General features: G+C 54.8%; 21 protein-coding genes and 2 pseudogenes. 13 read left to right on the top strand and 10 right to left on the bottom strand.

Features of this window, described 5'->3' with window-relative positions:
- Window positions 1–17: 17 nt before the first annotated feature.
- The 5 genes and pseudogenes from BLT16_RS09900 to BLT16_RS09880 all read left to right on the top strand — a co-directional run bounded on the left by BLT16_RS09900 (window position 18) and on the right by BLT16_RS09880 (window position 2580).
- Entirely contained in the window at window positions 18–173 is a 156-nt protein-coding gene (locus BLT16_RS09900) for a type II toxin-antitoxin system Phd/YefM family antitoxin (protein ID WP_479691041.1), read from the top strand.
- Window positions 174–178: 5 nt separating this feature from the next.
- Window positions 179–301 (top strand): annotated as a pseudogene (locus BLT16_RS09895) (Txe/YoeB family addiction module toxin); the annotation flags it as partial.
- Window positions 302–390: 89 nt separating this feature from the next.
- The gene (locus BLT16_RS09890; RefSeq protein WP_076748635.1) at window positions 391–591 is read left to right on the top strand and encodes a DUF2905 domain-containing protein; all 201 of its coding nucleotides are present in this window, start codon (window positions 391–393) and stop codon (window positions 589–591) included.
- Between the two features lie 88 nt (window positions 592–679).
- Window positions 680–1942, top strand: coding sequence for a PQQ-dependent sugar dehydrogenase (locus BLT16_RS09885; protein ID WP_089658369.1), 1263 nt, complete (start codon window positions 680–682; stop codon window positions 1940–1942).
- 5 nt (window positions 1943–1947) lie between these two features.
- Window positions 1948–2580, top strand: a complete 633-nt coding sequence (locus BLT16_RS09880; RefSeq protein ID WP_089658368.1) for a c-type cytochrome — start codon at window positions 1948–1950, stop codon at window positions 2578–2580.
- A gap of 109 nt (window positions 2581–2689) precedes the next feature.
- Here the strand turns inward: BLT16_RS09880 and BLT16_RS09875 are convergent, their stop codons facing one another.
- Window positions 2690–3565 (bottom strand): LysR family transcriptional regulator, encoded by an 876-nt coding sequence (locus BLT16_RS09875; RefSeq protein WP_089658367.1) that lies wholly within the window; start codon window positions 3563–3565, stop codon window positions 2690–2692.
- Between the two features lie 209 nt (window positions 3566–3774).
- Between BLT16_RS09875 and BLT16_RS09870 the strand changes: the two genes are divergently transcribed.
- The 7 genes from BLT16_RS09870 (at window position 3775) to BLT16_RS09840 (ending at window position 11331) form a co-directional block, all read left to right on the top strand.
- Complete coding sequence (locus BLT16_RS09870) at window positions 3775–4974, top strand: M20 metallopeptidase family protein (protein WP_089658366.1); 1200 nt, start codon at window positions 3775–3777, stop codon at window positions 4972–4974.
- A complete protein-coding gene (locus tag BLT16_RS09865; protein WP_089658365.1) occupies window positions 4971–6164 on the top strand; it encodes a M24 family metallopeptidase in 1194 nt (397 codons plus the stop codon). The genes BLT16_RS09870 and BLT16_RS09865 overlap by 4 nt, the downstream gene beginning before the upstream one ends.
- A 42-nt stretch (window positions 6165–6206) precedes the next feature.
- On the top strand, window positions 6207–7703 hold the full coding sequence (locus tag BLT16_RS09860) for a BCCT family transporter (protein ID WP_089658575.1): 1497 nt from the start codon (window positions 6207–6209) through the stop codon (window positions 7701–7703).
- Window positions 7704–7832: 129 nt separating this feature from the next.
- A complete protein-coding gene (locus BLT16_RS09855; RefSeq protein ID WP_089658364.1) occupies window positions 7833–9485 on the top strand; it encodes a fatty acid--CoA ligase in 1653 nt (550 codons plus the stop codon).
- 153 nt (window positions 9486–9638) lie between these two features.
- Window positions 9639–9839 carry a DUF2905 domain-containing protein gene (locus BLT16_RS09850; protein ID WP_076748635.1) on the top strand — a complete coding sequence of 67 codons (201 nt, stop codon included), beginning with the start codon at window positions 9639–9641 and terminating at the stop codon, window positions 9837–9839.
- Between the two features lie 73 nt (window positions 9840–9912).
- Window positions 9913–10371, top strand: coding sequence for a MarR family winged helix-turn-helix transcriptional regulator (locus BLT16_RS09845; RefSeq protein ID WP_218124432.1), 459 nt, complete (start codon window positions 9913–9915; stop codon window positions 10369–10371).
- 138 nt (window positions 10372–10509) lie between these two features.
- On the top strand, window positions 10510–11331 hold the full coding sequence (locus BLT16_RS09840; RefSeq protein WP_176817206.1) for an alpha/beta fold hydrolase: 822 nt from the start codon (window positions 10510–10512) through the stop codon (window positions 11329–11331).
- A gap of 9 nt (window positions 11332–11340) precedes the next feature.
- Here BLT16_RS09840 and BLT16_RS09835 read toward each other — a convergent pair whose 3' ends face one another.
- The 7 genes from BLT16_RS09835 to BLT16_RS20605 all read right to left on the bottom strand — a co-directional run bounded on the left by BLT16_RS09835 (window position 11341) and on the right by BLT16_RS20605 (window position 16529).
- Window positions 11341–12234 (bottom strand): dihydrodipicolinate synthase family protein, encoded by an 894-nt coding sequence (locus BLT16_RS09835; RefSeq protein WP_089658361.1) that lies wholly within the window; start codon window positions 12232–12234, stop codon window positions 11341–11343.
- 59 nt (window positions 12235–12293) lie between these two features.
- A complete protein-coding gene (locus BLT16_RS09830) occupies window positions 12294–12740 on the bottom strand; it encodes a GNAT family N-acetyltransferase (protein ID WP_089658360.1) in 447 nt (148 codons plus the stop codon).
- Window positions 12741–12760: 20 nt separating this feature from the next.
- Window positions 12761–13261 (bottom strand): hypothetical protein, encoded by a 501-nt coding sequence (locus BLT16_RS09825; protein WP_089658359.1) that lies wholly within the window; start codon window positions 13259–13261, stop codon window positions 12761–12763.
- Between the two features lie 60 nt (window positions 13262–13321).
- On the bottom strand, window positions 13322–14422 hold the full coding sequence (locus BLT16_RS09820) for an SLC13 family permease (RefSeq protein ID WP_089658358.1): 1101 nt from the start codon (window positions 14420–14422) through the stop codon (window positions 13322–13324).
- A gap of 146 nt (window positions 14423–14568) precedes the next feature.
- On the bottom strand, window positions 14569–15087 hold the full coding sequence (locus tag BLT16_RS09815; RefSeq protein WP_245701591.1) for a GNAT family N-acetyltransferase: 519 nt from the start codon (window positions 15085–15087) through the stop codon (window positions 14569–14571).
- Window positions 15088–15162: 75 nt separating this feature from the next.
- Window positions 15163–15927: a hypothetical protein gene (locus tag BLT16_RS09810; protein WP_089658357.1), complete on the bottom strand. Its 765-nt coding sequence runs from the start codon at window positions 15925–15927 to the stop codon at window positions 15163–15165.
- A 155-nt stretch (window positions 15928–16082) separates the two neighbouring features.
- Complete coding sequence (locus tag BLT16_RS20605) at window positions 16083–16529, bottom strand: hypothetical protein (RefSeq protein WP_143025060.1); 447 nt, start codon at window positions 16527–16529, stop codon at window positions 16083–16085.
- A 297-nt stretch (window positions 16530–16826) separates the two neighbouring features.
- Between BLT16_RS20605 and BLT16_RS09800 the strand changes: the two are divergent.
- Window positions 16827–17657 (top strand): annotated as a pseudogene (locus tag BLT16_RS09800) (integrase core domain-containing protein); the annotation flags it as partial.
- A 97-nt stretch (window positions 17658–17754) separates the two neighbouring features.
- Here the strand turns inward: BLT16_RS09800 and BLT16_RS09795 are convergent.
- Both BLT16_RS09795 and BLT16_RS09790 read right to left on the bottom strand, forming a co-directional pair.
- A complete protein-coding gene (locus tag BLT16_RS09795; RefSeq protein ID WP_176817205.1) occupies window positions 17755–18432 on the bottom strand; it encodes a GIY-YIG nuclease family protein in 678 nt (225 codons plus the stop codon).
- Between the two features lie 208 nt (window positions 18433–18640).
- The coding region (locus BLT16_RS09790) for a transposase (protein ID WP_176817204.1) at window positions 18641–18788 on the bottom strand (148 nt) is incomplete at its 5' end.

Below are 18788 nucleotides of genomic sequence, written 5' to 3'. Positions count from 1 at the left end.
GCAGGAGGTGCGTCATCATGGGCAAGCGGAACAGAGCGGTCTTGGTATCCGAAGAGGATTGGTCGGCGATTCAGGAAACACGCTACCTCCTTTCCGTGCCCGGTATGCGGGAGTCTATTCGAGAGGGGATGGATACCCCTGTGGACGACTGTGACGAGGAGTTGAACTGGTGACATAGCTCATCGGCGATCTTGCTGGGGCCTACTCTCGCCGCATCAATATTCAGCATCGTCTGGTCTACCAAGTGCTCGAAGACGAGCGAGTGGTAAAAGTTCTCAGGCTCTGGAGCCACTACGAATAGTGCATCACCAACCGCAGCGGCCGGCGGGAACTCCCTGCCGGCCGCTTGCGGTCAAAACGTCAGCGCCACAGCAACGCACAGGAGGCCGCATGTCGCGCACCCTGATCCTTATCGGCCTGATCATCGTCGCCATCGGCATCCTCTGGCCGTGGCTCTCAAAGCTGCCCTTCGGCCAGCTGCCCGGCGATATTGCCGTGCGCCGCGAGGGCTTCTCGTTCTTCTTCCCCATCACCACCATGATCCTGGTCAGCGTGGTGCTCTCGCTGATCATGTGGCTATCTGGACGATAGTCATTGCCTATGATGCTTCTGACAGCATCTGGCTACACTGCAGGTTGGCCACTCGACAATAACCAGAAGTAAAAAGGACACGCCAATCATGCCAATGCTCAAGCACCCACTAGCCTCCGCCATTGCGCTCACCCTCGGCGCTGGCCTGGCCCTAGGCCTTGCCACCTCGGCCATCGCCGACGACCATGAGCCCGCCTGGGCCCAGGGCCGCTCCTCCGACATGGCCGACTCGCCGCTCGCACCTCATGCCACGCCGCTGACAGTGACCGCCGTGGAAGACATCCCCATCGACCATATCCGCCTGCCCGACGGCTTCAGCGCCGAGATCTGGGCCCACGGCATGCCCGGAGCGCGGATGATGGCGCGCGGCGACGACGGCACCCTGTTCATCGGCACCCGCGGCATCGGCCGCGTCTACGCGGTGCTCGACAACGACGACGGCGAAGACCGCGAGCATGTGATCATCGCCGAAGGCCTCACCCAGCCCAACGGCGTGGCCTTCAAGGACGGTAGCCTCTATGTGGCCGCGATCAACCGCATCTTCCGCTACGACGATATCGAATCGCACCTCGCCAACGGCGACGTACCCGAACCCGAGGAGCTGACCGACGCCTTCGGCCTACCCGACGACGAACACCACGGCTGGAAATTCCTCGCCTTCGGCCCCGACGGCCGCCTCTACGTGCCGGTGGGCGCGCCCTGTAACGGCTGCGACGTCGACGAAGATACCCACGCCACCATCCACAGCTTCGAGCCCGACGGCTCCGACATGCGCGTGGAGGCCCGCGGTGTGCGCAACAGCGTCGGCTTCGACTTCCATCCCGAGACCGACGAGCTGTGGTTCACCAACAACGCTCAGGACTGGCTCGGCGAACACGGCCCACAAGACACCCTCAACCGCCTGGTGGAGAGCGGTGACCACTATGGCTTCCCGTTCTGTCACGGCCACGGCATCGCCGACCCCGAGCGCGGCGACCAAGGCAGCTGCAACGACATCGTAATGCCCGCCGCAATGCTCGGCGCCCACAGTGCACCGCTTGGTATGCGCTTCTACACCGGCGAGATGTTCCCCGAGGAGTATCAGAACGCCATGTTCATCGCCCGCCGCGGCTCCTGGAACCGCACCCTGAGCGTCGGCTACGACATTCAGGTCGCGCATATCTCCGACGACGGCGAACGCGCCGCCATCTCACCGTTCATAGTCGGCCTGCTCGACCCGCGCGAGAACGACTTCGCCGGCCGCCCGGTAGACGTGCTGCAGATGCCTGACGGCGCGCTGCTGGTGGCCGACGAGTACAACGGCGCCATCTACCGCATCAGCTACGAAACGCCTGACTACGTGGAGGAGTGAGGCCGATGCGGCTAACCACCCGCGCGCCCTGGCGGCGCGCTCTTGTGAACTGGGGCGGCGCTGCCGCCCTGGGCTTGAGCATCGCACTGCCCGCTACCGCCGAGGACGCACCGGCGGTGGGCCTGCCCTTCGAAGAGCAGGTACAGGTATGCGGCGCCTGCCACGGCAACGACGGCAACTCCCAGCAGGCCGGCACCCCATCACTTGCCGGCCAGCCCGAGCTGACCATCGTCAACCAGATGATCTACTTCCGCGAGCGGCTGCGACAGAACGAGGTAATGACGCCCCAGGCCCGCGGCCTGCCGGACGCCGAGATACAGGCCCTCGCGGCCTACTATCACGAGCAACCGGTGGCCGCCCCGGAGGGCGGCCCCGACCCCGAGCTCAAGGCCCGCGGCCAGCAACTCGCCGCGCAGCAGCGCTGCGCCAGCTGCCACCAGTCCGACTACCGCGGCCGCGAGCAGATGCCGCGCCTGGCCGGGCAGCGTGAGGACTATCTCATCGCCGCCATGATCGCCTATCGCGACCGCACCCGCGGCGGCCCCGATACCACCATGATCGACGTGATGCGCGGTATCGACGACGATGACATCGACGCCATGGCCCACTTCTTCACCTACCTGCACGCCGAAGAGTGAGTGGAACCGACATCAGGTTATTGTGCAAACCTAAAAGACAGCGGACGGCACAAGGCCGTCCGCTGTCTTTTATATAGAAACACATTACTCACTACTCCTGAGCCTATGCCTAATACCGAAAAATCGGCTTCAAGCAATTAGAGAAGTATTCTAAGAAAGCCCTCACTCTACTGACGTTCCTATAATCGCGGTGAGTAAGAATCCATAAGTCAGAATCCATCTCATCAATTACATCTCCCCACTTTACCAAACTTGAATCCATATCAGCCAGGTAGCATGGAAGCACCCCCACCCCAACACCGCCACGAATTGCTGCCAACATCCCATTGATTGAATTCACGAAGAAATCACATTTATCACTCAAACCGTTTCCTTCCATCCATTTATCCAATAACTGATAACGTGATGCTTTATCGGTAGCCACCCATGGCATATCACTTAGAGATGCATCGGGAGAGTAAAGATCACTCCTAACATAAACTGCTTGCCGGATGGTCCCTACCTTTCGTCCAATTAATGACTCGGGAGGGTTCATCTTAGGAAAGATGGCCACATCAGCTTCATGCCTCGAGATGTCAAGTAAGAAATTCGAAACGACCACTTCGACTTGGATGCCAGGATACTCCTGCATGAAGCTAGCAGTTGCTGGCGCGAGGACTCCGCTAAATAAAGAGTCGGTAGTCGCCATCTTGATATACCCCGTGAGGCTATAATCTTCACCTGCAACCCGCCTAGCAACGTCGATGACATCATTTTCGATACGACCGGCTGTAGCAGCAACTTCTACACCTGCTGCGGTGGGAGTATAAATACCATTATGTCTATCGAAGAGCCTGACACCCATCTGTTTCTCAATGTCATTAAGCCTCCGGAAAACAGTTGCGTGACTTACAGAAAGTTTCTTTTGTGCCCCCGCCAGGCTTCCCGTTTCAGCAATTGCTAAAACAGTCCGAAAGTCATTCCAATCGAGTGCGTCAACATTCATTTGTTTTTCATCCCAAAACAAACACGCCAGGAGAGCAAGAGGACACAAGCCTCATAGCTTATCCACTTCTCCTCCACAACTTACGCTGTCGTTTTCAAAATTGCAAACAGGGTTGTCATTATCTTCCATTGCAACGTTCCTCCACGTGGACTTCAATACCCACAAACAACAGAAAATCTTTACAGATATCTTTTGCAAAGAGGGCAGCAATGTCTATCAATAGCTTGCATGAACTAAAAGACGAGATCGTGGAGTTACGTCATGCTCTCCATGCCCATCCCGAGCTTTCCGGGGAAGAGCATGCTACTAGACGTAGAATAAGAGATTTTCTTTACAATGCAGGCATCGATAATATAACGGAAACACCCTCCGGCGCCTTAATCGTTGATGTGCTTGCCAAAGCCAAGAATACAAACCGATTAATCACCATAGGGATCCGTGGTGACATGGATGCGTTACCTATAGATGAAGAGCGCAGCGACCTTCCTTATGCATCCCGTGTAGAAGGCGTAATGCATGCTTGCGGCCATGACACTCACTCTGCCATTGCTGCAGGCGCCGCTGTTTATTTTAACAACAAGAAAAATTTGAATGGAAACATACGAATAATTTTTCAACCTTCCGAAGAGTCTGAACCACTAGGCGGACGCGATGTTGTGAGTGAAGGATGGGTGGATGACATGGACGCAATGATTGGCGTTCATGCTTTTCCATTTATACCATCCGGAACAGTTGGGGTTGTTCATGATTATGTTACCGCTGCAGCAGATAGCTTTAGCCTTACATTTCAGGGAAAGAGCGCCCATGGCGCGTTTCCCTATCAGGGAACTGACACGATATTCATAGCATCCGCATTCATCCAACTGTTACAAGGGATCATATCACGTCAGACCGCCTCTGATGAAAGCGCGGTCATAAGCATTGGAATGATTTCCGGAGGCATCGCTGAAAACATAATATGTGACCATACTGAACTACGTGGCACGATTCGTACTCGGTCGCCAGAGACAAGGGCAGAGATACAAAGAAAAGTTGTCCAGCTAGCCGAGGGAGTAGCGAAAATTCATGGCGCCGAATCACACTTTATTTTACATGAAGGGGAACCTTCTATCCAAAATGACGAACACCTCGTATCAACTTTCATAAAGACAGCAGAGGAGCAGCTTGGAAAGGATAAGCTACACCTGCTGAAGCCGCTGATGGGCAGTGATGATTTCGGATTTTACTCGCAAAAATGCCGAAGCCTATATTTCTTTTATGGATGTTACAACCCTGACCTGGGAAATATTCATCCGCTTCATAGCCCAAAGTTTGGGATAGCAGATGAAGATATGCTGTCTGGCTTTAGGCTCACCATCTCAACAGCTGAAGAAATTTTAAAAGAACTAAGCGAGGCACCAGAATCATGAACGATGTGACTTCTCCCATATCACTACCTTTCACCAAGCAAGAACACGCAACGCGCCTAGATGCCATAAAGAAGGAGATGCACTCGGTAGGTATCGAAGTACTACTGGACTCAGACCCCGCTAATATTTTCTACACCACAGGCTACGATGCAGTATCTTACTACACGCCTCAAACGATGATTATATCTATTTATCGCGCCGAACCAATACTTGTTATAAGAAGCCAAGACCTACTTGCAGCTAAAGTTAGGACACACCTGTCTGAGAAAAGCATTATTGGGTGGCAAGACTATATGGTAGACAACGAGCACTCCCACCCTTTTGAGCTGGTCATGAATATTCTCAACGAGCACAACCTTTCCAGATTAAAGGTTGGAATCGATGTTGATGCAGGTATGACAACCCACTTTGACACCTCTTTCTTAATAAAGAGACTAAAAAAACCAATTGCGGAAGTGCGTAGGTTGATAAATTTTGTGCGGATAGTAAAGACAGATCGCGAAATAGATTACATGAAGCAGGCAGCCAGGATTACAGAATCTGCTATGCGCGCAGGACTCGACGCGATGACGGCTGGCGTCCGAGAGAGTGATGTCATTGCCAATGTCTATCATGCTCAAATAAAAGGCACTTCAGAGTATGGTGGTGATTATCCAGCAAACCCTCCTGTCATGCCCACAGGCAGGCGAAGCGCCACTCCGCATTTGACCTGGAGTGATGATCCATTAATGCCTAACCAGAATCTTACGCTTGAGCTATCAGGGGCTAGATACCGCTATCACAGTCCGTTAGCTCGCACTGTATATATTGGAAGAACTCCGCCAGAAGACCTTGCGGATGCAACAAAGCATGCAAGCGAAGGTGTTCAGGCAACGCTTAGGTCCATATCGCCGGGCATGACGCTCTCGGAGGTTCATGCTGTGTGGGAGAAAGTCAACATAAAACACAATTTGGGAAAGACGTCACGCCTCGGCTATTCGGTCGGATGCGCCTTCCCACCCTCTTGGCTGGAGCGTACTGCTTCCATTCGCCCCGAAGACACTACGCCCCTCGTACCAAATATGACTTTTCATCTCATCGCCGGCATCTGGAAAAATCACTGGGGTGCCGAGGTGAGTGAGACATTTCGAGTTACTGATCGAGGTGCTGAGACATTATGCGACATGAGTCAAGAATTATATATTAGATGAAAGCTAGTCGAACATGACACAAACAATTATAGGAAGCATATGATGGAATACCCAAAAACAAACATCACATTTATATCGTCTTGCACCATTGTTATCTTAATAACAGCACTAGGTGCCGCACTTCCTGCAAAACTTAGCGGACTGAGCGGCGATACACTAATGATAGTAAGCAACCATTTTGGGTGGTTATATTTAATCTCAGTATTTATTTTTGTATGCTTCCTCTTTTATCTGGCATTATCTAGATACGGTAAAATCAAGCTCGGCAGCGAGGACTCAGGCCCAGCCTACGGCACTTGCACATGGTTGAGTATGCTACTAGCCGCAGGATTCGGCGTTGGCTTAGTATTTTATGGAATGGCGGAGCCGATCTTTCATTATGTCAATCCGCCATTTGATGATGCCGAAGGCAAAACCACACAAGCCGCTCGCCTAGCAATCCAATACAGCTTTTTCAACTGGGGAGTACATCAATGGTCTGCATCAGCGCTTGTAGGGTTAATTATAGCTTATTTTCAGTACAACCGAGGGCGAAAAGGCCTTATCTCCTCAGTATTTACAGACCTAGAGACTAGATCGACAATAAAAATCAATCGCTTTACCATGCTAGATATTATAGCCATAGTAGTTACAGTTATAGGCGTCGCCACATCATTAGGCCTCGGGGTATTACAGATCAATAGTGGTATTACTGATATCATTGATACATCCGATAATTCTTCGCGGCACCTTATTATATTAGCAGCTATTTTTATAGCCTATATGCTCTCCACTTACACTGGGCTTGACAAGGGCATAAAATACTTATCCCTAACGTGCATGGCAACTTGCTTGGCAGTTATGACTTATATTCTCATAACTGGACCGACAACATTCATCCTTAATTCTATTATTCTAGGAATCGGAGACTATGTGCAGAACTTTATTGGCATGAGCCTTCGTACGTCACCTAGTACGAGTAACGCCTGGGCAAGTTCATGGACGATATTTTATTGGGCATGGATCATAGCTTGGTCACCGTTCGTAGGCACCTTCATTGCAAGAATATCAAAGGGCAGAACGATCCGAGAGTTCGTCTTTGGCGTACTATTAGTCCCCCCACTCATCGCATGTCTTTGGATTGGTGTGCTGGGTAGCTCTGCTCTATATATCGATTCAAACAATAATGGTGAGCTTTCCGAATTGGTTCAGTCCAACATCACATCCGCCATTTTCCAAATGTTCGAGACTATGCCAAACTCCCTGATACTTTCTAGCATAACCATGCTACTTATATTCTTTTTCCTTGTGACATCTCTGGATTCAGCGACCTACATAGTCTCTCAAATGTCTGATAATGGATCTCAATCCCCCTCGGTCTATAAACGCACCGTATGGGGAGTACTGATCTCAGTGAGCTGCTGGGTCTTATTAACTCGTGGTGGGCTAACAGGCTTGCAGTCGGCCTCCATTATTGCCGCACTCCCTTTGACTATCATCATTTTTTTCATGGCCTTTTCATTTATGCGAAAACTACACAAAGACTCTAATGCGAGCTAAGACAACAGAAAGTTCAGAGAAATATAAAGGCATAAATTTATGCCTAACACCGTCATCGACCACCGTCTAATACGCTGGTCATTGAAAACGTAAAACCTTCCTAGTGAAAGCATAACCGCGAGGAATACAATGAATACAGAGACAATGATAATTCCACAGGCAGCACCCTCTGCATCCTATTCACCGCTGTTAATCGGTGAACTGCTCGACTCCGGCGTGCGAATGGCAGGTACCAACCAGATCGTCTACCGCAATCTCTACCGCCATGACTATCGTCGGTTTCGGGAACGCGTGCACCAGCTCGCTCACCTACTCTCCGCTCAGGGTGTCAAGGCCGGCAATGTGGTCGCAATGCTTGACTGGGACAGCCACCGCTATCTCGAAGCATTCTTCGCCGTCCCCATGATAGGCGCCGTTCTGCACACGGTGAACGTACGTCTGTCGCCAGAGCAGATCCACTACACCATGGCGCACGCTGAGGACGACTTCGTGCTGATTCATGAGGATTTCTTGCCACTGCTCGAACCCTTGGCCAAGCGGCTACCGCGCATTCGTGGATACCTACTATGTCAGGACACTCCCAGCAAGCGAGAGCCCGTACTCCCTCTTGTTGGTGAGTATGAGGAGCTGCTGGCCGAGCACCCTGCCCACTACGACTTTCCTATCTTCGACGAAAACGCTGTGGCTACGCTGTTCTACACCACCGGCACGACCGGCAATCCCAAAGGCGTGTACTTCTCTCATCGCCAACTGGTACTCCATACCCTTTGCGAGGCGAGTACATTCCAGTCACCAGGGTTCGAATTGCTCAATCGAGACAAGGTGTATATGCCAATTACGCCAATGTTCCATGTTCATGCATGGGGAGTGCCATATACCGCCACACTGTTGGGTGCCACTCAGGTTTATCCCGGTCGCTATGAACCGGATGTCCTGGTCAACTTGCTCGTCGACGAGAAGGTAGATTTCTCTCACTGTGTCCCCACTCTACTTAATATGGTTGTGGGCACTGAGGCCATCACCTCGGGAAGTGTCGATCTCGCCGGTTGGAAGGTACTAGTGGGCGGTAGTCCCCTACCTCAATCGCTGGCAACAAAGGCTTGGGAACTGGGTATCGATACACGCAGCGCTTACGGCATGTCAGAGACCTGCCCATTGCTTACCGCCAGCATTTTGCCCCAGGAGATAAACGGGGTCGATTTCGAAAGCCAGCTGCCCTGGCGTACCAAGGCAGGCATGGCCGTCCCGCTGGTAAAATTGGAGGTGGTCGATGAAAGTGGCATTGCGCTACCTCACGATGGTGAGAGCGTCGGGGAAGTACGGGTGCGTGGCCCGTGGCTTACCCAGGACTATTACAAAGAAGAGGCTCGCAGCAAGGAACTATGGCGCAACGGCTGGCTTCACACCGGCGATATGGCAGTACTCGACGAGCACGGTTTCCTGCAGATCCGAGACCGCCTCAAAGACGTGATCAAGACCGGCGGAGAGTGGGTCTCTTCACTTGAGCTCGAGAACCTGGTTGGCCAACATCCTGGCGTTGCTGAAGTGGCCGTAATCGGCATTCCCGATGAGAAGTGGGGCGAGCGCCCCGCAGTGTTTGCTAGAGCCAGTGATGTAAATGATCCTCCCATGCCCGAAGAGATACGGGCGTTCCTGCAGCGCTTCGTAGACGAGGGCCGCATCACCCAATGGGCGATTCCGTCACTCGTACGCTTCGTCGACGAGATTCCCAAAACCAGCGTAGGAAAACTAGATAAGAAGCGTATTCGGCATGAATTATGAACCAGCGCCCAAGGCATATGCACACCAGGAGCGGCCAGGGCTATGCCCCACCAACTAGCCGGTGGGGCGCCACAACCGCAGCGGCCGGCGGGAACTCCCCGCCGGCCGCATGCAGTCAAAGCATCAGCGCCACAGCAACGCACAGGAGGCCGCATGTCGCGCACCCTGATCCTTATCGGCCTGATCATCGTCGCCATCGGCATCCTCTGGCCGTGGCTCTCCAAGCTGCCCTTCGGCCAGCTGCCCGGCGACATCGCCGTGCGCCGCGAGGGTTTCTCGTTCTTCTTCCCCATTACCACCATGATCCTGGTCAGCGTGGTGCTCTCGCTGATCATGTGGCTGTCGGGGCGATAAGTGAGCGGCCACACACCCAGCAGCCCCTCTCAATTGCGCTGCCGGCATCGAGTAGGCAGGTTCGCCCTACATAGTGTATATACACATTATGGACGACGAGATTTCAAACGCAGCACTGGATCTGGTGGCCGGTGAGTGTATCTGCCGGCGCGCCAGGATGGTGGCACGCACGGTCACCCGCGTCTTCGACGACGCGCTGCGGCCCTGTGGACTGCGCATTACCCAGTTCACCCTGCTAGTGGCGATCGGCAAGGGGGCGCCCGACTCCATTTCTCTCCTGGCGGAGTGGTTGGCCATGGAGCGTACCACCCTGGTGCGCAACCTCCAGCTTCTGGAGAAGGAGGGCCTGATCGAGCGTGGCCCCGAAGGGGGGCGTCGCGCCAAGGCCACCCGACTGACCCAGGCGGGCCGCCAGCGGTTGGCTGAGGCCTTCCCCTATTGGGAACAGGCCCAGAAGACGATGCATCAGCGCCTCGGAGACGAGTGGCAATTGACCCAGAACACGCTGGATAAGCTGGTGCGCAGCGGGTGATATTTTTTTACCCAAAATAGTGTAGTTACACATGTAGAGGCGATGAATATGCGTACACAGCAAACACGCTGGTGGCCCATGCCACTTGCCTGCTGCCCGAGGGCTTCGCGGCACAACAGCGTGAGGTGATCCATGTCCATGCAACGCCGTCTTCGCTTACTGACCGTGCGCGGCCTCTCTTGCCTGTTTCCGGGCTACTTCGGGGCGCTGGGCGCTCGCACCTTCATGCGCCCCCGCCGCTCCAGGCGCCACCACCGCTGGGCCCACGCCTTCGCGGCAAGGACGCCGGCCATGGTCGACATCGATGAGGTACGGGTGCCGGTGTGGCGCTTGGGAAGCGGCTCGCCTGTGCTGCTGGTGCACGGCTGGGAGCAGGATCACGATGCGCTGGGCGGCTTCGTGCAACCGCTGCTGGATGCCGGCTACTCGGTGGTGGCCTTCGACCTGCCGGCACACGGCGCCGCCACCGGCGAGCAGGCCCCGCTTCCGCTCATGGCGCGAGCCATCGCCACGGTTGCCGAGTCGGTCGGCCCGCTACATGGCGTGGTCGCCCATTCGGTCGGCGGAGCGATGACGGTGCTCGCCGCGCGAGATTTCGGCCTGCAGACGAGCAAGGCGGTCTTGATCGGCGCGCCGAGTGGAGCCCGCGCCTATGCGCTGGCCCAGGGGCGTCGTCAGGGGCTGTCGCGGCGGGCGCTAGCGAGGATGGAAGCGCGTATCTCCGCGGCACTGGATGAGCCGCTGGCGCATTACCGGGTGGACCTCAGCCTTCAGGAACTGAAGCTGAACGCCCTGTTGATCCACGCCAGGAACGATTCCGTGGTGCCGTTTGCTGACGCCAGGGCCAACGCCACGGCCGGCAACACAGCGTCCCTATGGCGGGAGGACGGTGGCCACACCCGCCTGCTCGGGGACACCACGGTGATCCGTGAGGCCGTGGATTTTCTGGGCCAGGCGTAACGGCTGGGACTACGCCAGCGCCAGCTCATCGATCAGTGCCGCCAGGCGCTGCCGCGCCTCGCCATCCACCGCCTTGAGCGGCCGCGGCAGGCACGGCGACTCGACCAGCCCCTGCAGCTCGGCCGCGGCCGCGGTCACGCGCAGGCTGCCGCCGGTTTCGCTAAACAGCTGCCACAAAGGCCGCAACCGCTCGACCAGCCGGGTCGCCTCCTCGGCATCGCCGGCCTGGGCGGCGCGGGTGATCGCCAGCATGGTTTTGGGGAAGGTCCCGCCAATCGCCGAGTACCACACCTCGCAGCCGGCATTCAGCCCCAGCGCGGCAAAGGCATCGCCACTGACGCCAATCGTCACATGGACGGGAATCAGCGCCCGCAGCCGCGCCACGCGGGCCTTGGCCTCGGCGGGGTCATTCGGCACGCCAGGGATCTTGATCGACGCCACGTTGGGCAGATGCGCGATCTCCCCATGCAGCTCATCGCTGAAGGTGAAATTCGTGGTGCCGGGATTGTCGTAGACGCACAGCGGCACCGATAGCGCCCGGGTCACGTCCTCGAACAGCCCGTACACCTCCTCGGGCGACAGCCGCTGATACGACACCGGCGCCAGCATCACCGCGCTGGCCCCGGCCTGCTGGGCATCTTCCGCCAGCGTGAGGACATCGCGTGTGCGCACGGCACCGATACCCACCATCACCGGGGTATCGCCGGCGTACTGCACCGCCAGCTGGGCGACACGCGCACGCTCCGCCACCGACAGATAGGCGTAATTGCCGGTGGAGCCCAGCGCCCCAATCGAATCGACCCCAGCCGCCACCAGGCGCTCGACCAGCCGAACGAAAGCCGCCTCGTCGATACCGCTGGCATTCAGAGGGGTCAGGGGAAAGGCGCTCAAGCCAGTGAACATGGTCGGTGCTCCCAGGTAGTGGTAGGAAAACGCTCAAGGGGCCAAGGGGTAAGGTAAGCCTACCATGACAGCCGCTTGGTAAATCGGATCTGCCCATCCTCCAAGTGGCCGCTATCGACCCAGCCCAGGTGCCGATAGAAGCCAGGCGCACGAAAGTGCTCCTCCTCCCCGGTAGATAGCCACGCCTCCTTGACCCCGGCTCGCTGCAAGCCCTCCTCCGCCGCGGCCATCAGCGCACCGCCAACGCCCTGGCCATGGCACCCAGGCCGCACAAAACAGGCGAAGACATACCCCTCGGAGATCTGCGCCATCGAGAACCCCACGGGCTGGCCGCCGATCTCGGCGATGGTGGTCACATAGTCGCCGCTGGCGACCATCTCCCCAACGCTCTCGACGGTGATCCCCAACCCCGCCAGCTCATCGCGGGACTGATGATTCTCGGTGACCGAGCAGCGGATATCGAACAGGGTCTCAACGTCATCGACGCTGGCTAGGCGTAACGTCATGGGAGCTCTCACAGGCGCTGTCAGTCTCCCGTATAGGGCTGGTAGTTCACATTGAGCAGCGAATCGTCCTCCCCCATCGACATCAGCAAGATACTCACCCGCTGGTTACCGTCGATCCAGCTGGCTGTGGCTTGCCGTATGGGCCCCGAGTCCCTTAGCTCCGAGTCGGCTTCTTCACCATACTGATCGCGCATTTTCTCGGTCAGCGCCTCTAGCGTCGTCAGCATGGCATCGAAATCACGGGTATCGTCCAACCTCAGGGTGACTTGGCTCAGCTGATCGTTGAGGAAGAAAAAACGCTGGGTAAAGGATTCACCTGCCAATTCGACACCATCCCGGCGTAGGGCTTCCACCGCATTGGTCGCCAAGCGGTCTCCCTCCTCTATGGGGTAGGCATCATCAAGGACCTTCGTCACCTCCTCCGTCGTCATGCCAGCGGAGAACGGCCCCCACAGTGACCCAGCAAAGGCGGCACTGGGCAGCATAAGCAGCAGTAATAGACCAGCGAGGCGTTGTTTCATCAGTAACTCATCCTTGATGGTTATATTTGGTGTGCCTTGGGACGAACAGGCCCTTGTCCGCTAGCGTATCAACAGTAGCGCAACCAGCCATCCACCGAACAGCACCGGTACTGACCAGACATGGAACTCGCGCCACAGGCCGGGCTGATAGGCGAGGCGCAGGGCAATCAGATTGGCCAGCGAACCGATCGCCAGACCGAACCCACCCACCGTCACTCCCCACGCCAGGGCCTGCCAGTCATCGGTAAACGAGGCCAGGAAGATAGCGGCGGGCACGTTGGACATGACCTGCGAGGTAAGCACCGCGGCGGTAAACACCTCCCCCGGCAGCTGCAGCAGGTAATGGGTGATGCCCTGCACTGCAGGCAGCCCCGACAGGAGACTCATGTTGATGAACATCAGCGCGAACACCAGCAGTAGCAGCCAGTCCACGCCCAACAGCAGGTGCCGCCGGTAAAACAGGTAGAGCACAATCAGCATGGCCGCCCCCACGGCCGCATAGCCCCAGTCGGCCATGACCAGGAAAGGCACATACAGCAGCAGCGAGACCCAGAACAGCCGGCGGTCCCGGGGCACCGCGGTGGCCACACCGGACACCGAGATGCGCTGGCGGGGAAAGGCCAGCGGTACCGCGGCGATCAGCAGTGCGGTAAGCGCCAGAGCCAAGGGCGCCATCATCGCCGTGAACTCAAGGAAGCCCGCGCCAGACGCCTGCCACATAAAGAGATTCTGTGGATTGCCGATGGGGCTAAGCGAAGAGCCGGCATTGACCGCCAGCGCCTCGAAGATGATCAAGCGCCCCAAGGGAAGATCCGCGACCCGGCGCAGGCTGACGGTAAGCGGCACGACGATGAACAGCGCCACATCATTGGTGATAACGGCAGACAGGCCCGCAGAGAACAGGATCAGATAGACCGCCAGCAAGCGCTCACCCCGCACCCGCTTCAACAGCCAACTGCCCGCCAGGCTGAGGTAACCGCTCACCTCCAGGCCCCGGCTCAGCACCATCAACCCCGCCAGGGCGCCTACGGTCTTCCAGTCGACCCGCTCATACAGCGCCCAGCCCGCATCGGGGGAAAGCCACCACAGCGGCACCAGCGCCGCCAGAAGCACCATGAAGAGAACATCTTGCACCACCCGAGACAGGGCATGACGGAACATTGAAATGGGGGCCTTCTAGCCGTGAAGCGAATCTGCGAAGGATACCATCAACGCTCCCCAAGCCACGCTACCACGCCATGAACGTAAGATGACCGAAGAGAGAACACCCGCCCCTCCTGCATATGGCCGCCATAGAATACCTAGCCTTAATCGCTTTCTTGGCCGGTAGGCGTTACTTCTTCTCGATAAATCTCGAAACCACGCGCCAAATAGTTAGCCAATGCATTCGGATGGTCCAACGTACAAGTGTGAACCCACACTCTCTGGGTACCAGACCAATCCCATGCAGACTTGATGGCATGGCTTAACAGCGGCCCACCAAAGCCCTTGCCAATAGCACCGGGTGCCAAGCCGAAGTACAGGATTTCGGTATTGACTCCATCTGGCCGGTACAGCTCATAATACCCAGCGATACTCCCACGGTAATAGGCCACCCAAGTACGATGACAGTCGCTTTCTACTAGCTCTTGCCATTGACCATCAATCCAACTATCGCGATCTCCCCACTCCCAATCGGCACCAACAAGCTGATATAAAAACCTATTCAACTGATACTGTGGCTCCTCGCATTCCACAACGGATAGAGTGTCGGGAAGCAGTTTCGAGTTGAGCTCATGTACAGATTTCATCTCCAGGAAGAAAGTTGTTACATTGCTTGCGATCATTCTATAGCCTCGAACGAAAAATTATAACGCTCAGCTCTGCACTGGGGAAAGTCCATGTCCGACAACCTGTCCTGGTTAGTTGCTGTTGGAGATTGAGTCATATTTCTTCTGTATTTGATCTTCTTCAATTTTTTGGAAATTCTCGACTTTGAGCCTCAAAAAACCATCGGGATTCAACTGACAGTGATAGTGGTGATGCTCTTTCAAACGAGAGTCTTTTTCCCTTTCGATCTCCCTATCTGATTTTTCTTTTCGCCCCGTCAACTTTAACCACTGCTGGTAGGCTTTCCAAAAACTATAAACCAGAGCAATTACCGATAGCCACATAGGGCTAAAGAACTCAAGTAGCGCAATCGCGGCAGGCACGACGACTGACCAAACAATCAGTAATCTTTTCGCTGCTCGTATTGGCTTTAGGTTTTCTCGTGCTTGAGTACTGACTTCTTTCTGAGTTCTGTAGTTCAGGTCTGAGTATATTTCTAGCAAATACCTTGGGTCCTGCAGCTCCTCTGGAAATTCTTCATCTTCAAGAAGCTCCCAGCGATAGCGCAGCTTTTCTTCATCCATGATAGCGGTGAGATGACTACAAGAACGAACTTTTTCAAGATCAATAAGATCGCCGCGCCTATCAAATGCACTAGCCATGACAGGTACTGGATATCGAGCGATCCACTTCCCGGCTAGATCCTCCAAGTCTGCGGCCACCTTCTCAGCTGCAACGTCAGAAACATATGTCACGGTGAGGGAGGCAAAGGGGAGTGAACCAACAGGCGGAGAATACTCAAGAAAGTAGCTATCAGTCTTTTCGTTGATGTGATCGAAGTATATTTTTTCTGCCACTATTCATGACCTTGTCTGGCAACTAACGCCGAGTTCAGCGGCGGGTTTTAAGTTGTGATTTTTCGGTACAGTGAGCGTAGCGAGCCGTAAAAACGCGACTTAAAACCCGTCCAGCGCACGAAGTGCGCGGTGCTGCAACGACTTTTTATGCGTATTTACGCTGATTTAAAAGTTTTAAGAAAGCCATAGAAAAGGTCATTTAATTTCCCACTACACTCGACAAAATCATCAGCCGCAGACTCCAAAGTAGAAATTTCAACAATTTCATTACTACTTAATCTTTGCTCTCCTGCAGGGCTGGTACAAGGTTTACCATGCATGATTTTATTTCGGACCTGAACGAGCTCCATGAATTTCTGAGCAAGCTCCTTTAATGTTTCTCGTTCTTTGCTTTTAGGCATATTTCTAGTTGCATCAATAAATTTTTTGGCGATAGTTCCAGCGGTCATTTCTTCACCAACAACTTTTTGAATAGATTCTGGTTTTATTTTTTCCATGCACCAGACAACTTGCCACTCTAGTCTAGCAAATGTGTATGCGGCTAGACCTAACGCTTCAACATAGCCTTTTTCTACTGGACACCGAAGTCTATCGTCTTTCACAAACCCTTCCTATACGCATAATCGGGATAGGGAGGCATCTCACGATGCCTCTTCTCCCACACCACCGGACATACGGATCACGTACCACGGCGGTTCAGTGACTTGATTCTATCATTCACTGAGCTGCCAACTCCGGCAGCCCATAGCTTCGAAAGACTCAGGCCGGTAGCGCCTTCGCCAACGCTGGCGAACGGCTCAGTCGCCAGGGGCCGTGTGATGATTTCGCGGTGTTCCTCGCCAGCCTTACTGACACGCCCCGTTTCCTCAGCTCACGATAGCCCTTGCGGCCCCATTGCTTCCATTCTCGAGCACAGCTTGGCCTTCCCCACCCACGGTCCGGTTCGCGTCGCACAAGAGCTGGCCCTACGTGGCATTCAGGTCAGTTCTACGGGCGTCAGAGGCGTATGAGGACGCCATGATTTGCTGACCCGTCATGAGCGCCTTCTGCGGCTCGAGAGGGCCACGCGCGAGCAGAAGATCGAGCTGACCGAAGATCAAGTTCGCCACCTGGAGCGGTTCAGCCCTGAGTTTCGCGAACGGCATATCGAAGTCCACCACACCGGCGAACTGGTCGCTGTCGATACCTTCTTCGTCGGTACCCTCAAGGGGGTTGGCAAGGTCTATCTGCAGTCCGTCATCGACTGCTTCAGCCGCTACGCCTGGGGCCGCCTCTACACCAGCAAACTGCCCATCACGGCCGTGCATGTGCTCAATAATGACGTGCTGCCCTTCTTCGAGGCTCACAACGCCACAGTCAGCACAGTACTCAGCGACAACGGCCGCGAGTTCTGCGGCCGGAAGGATCAGCATCCGTATGAGCTGTTCCTTCAGCTCGAAGAGATCGAGCACCGCACCACCAAGGTTCGGCGGCCACAGAGCAACGGCTTCGTCGAACGGCTGCACCGCACCTTGCTGGACGAGCATTTCCGCATCCAGGGACGCACCAAGTGGTACGAGGCCTTGGAAGAGATGCAGCAGGACCTGGACGACTATCTGGTCACCTACAACACGAAACGGCCCCATCAAGGCCGCAACATGAAGGGGGCGACGCCCTATGCCGTCTTCAAGAAAGGACTCCCCAAAACGACGACGAAGGAGCCCAGGAAGACGGCAGAAAATACTGCTTAACTATAGGGAGCCCACGGGGGCATGTGTCAGGCGAATACCATCACTGTACACTCAGCCGCCGAATAATGAGGTCGGCTGCAGTTTTTTGTTAAGCTTATCACTCAGCATCAGCATCCGCTCTTATTCTTTCTAGCTTTCCACCCGGCTTTTCCCACTCCGCTGCAATTTCATATGCTTTATCCCGTGGAAATAAATCACTGATCATTATCCAAGTGTACTCATCGCAGGACTTTAGCAACGCTTCATTTTCTCTAAGATCTTCGATTGTCGGTGCTTCAGGCTCTCTGAGTCCAAATAACGGAATATCTTCCCGTTCAATAGTAATCTGTTGGTCAGGAACATTTTGCTTGCCAACTTCTAAAAAACATACCGAAGGCAAAAGTACCAGCTTGATGGACTTTATGCTGCTATCAAGATAGTCACTAAAATACCGTTTAAAATGAGGCAATAAGTTGCTAGTCAAGCTAGGGGTAGATAACGGCACTTGAAATTTACTGGATACAAACTGGAGAGATTTGATTACCTCTTTGGGTGGCAGGCTAAAAAACTCTTTATTTCTCTTTGACCGATAAGCTGCAAACTGTTTATGGAGAATTGACTCAACCTTCTTGCAATCCGACACAAGCTCATCATAGAGAACTATGTAATCTGCAGGAACCCCAGTCTGCCTAGATAACTCTAAGGCTCGAGTAACACTATCCCGTCCTGTCTCACCTATTTTAATCAAATTAGGGAAGGCAGGATTCAATAGTATATATACAAATCCGATGCTCAACATTTGTTCCTTATCAGCTTAACGAGGCTGTAGAAAAACTCGATTCTGAGTCCTCCCCACCGCCTGTTTTCTGATTTTGTGTACCGCCCACCAAATAGACAAATTTTTTGGGTCAAGGGGCCTAGCTGACCATCTCGGTACCTGGATGATGTCAAAGTCACTCATCACAAGCATTTGGCGGCCACATTTAGGCCTTGTAGCCCCTTTATCACGTGCCTAACCGACCATAATTGGCGAGCTTCTCAATGTTGTGTATTAAGCAGTATAACTGCCACTGACCCTGTACCTTCTTCTTGCCACGAAGCCCGAATCGGTTCAAACGTTTCGTGGTGCCGATGTTGCCGAATACCGGCTCC

The organism is Franzmannia pantelleriensis (assembly GCF_900102875.1).
GTDB classification, from domain to species: Bacteria; Pseudomonadota; Gammaproteobacteria; order Pseudomonadales; family Halomonadaceae; genus Franzmannia; species Franzmannia pantelleriensis.
This window is presented reverse-complemented; position numbering and strand designations above follow the sequence as displayed.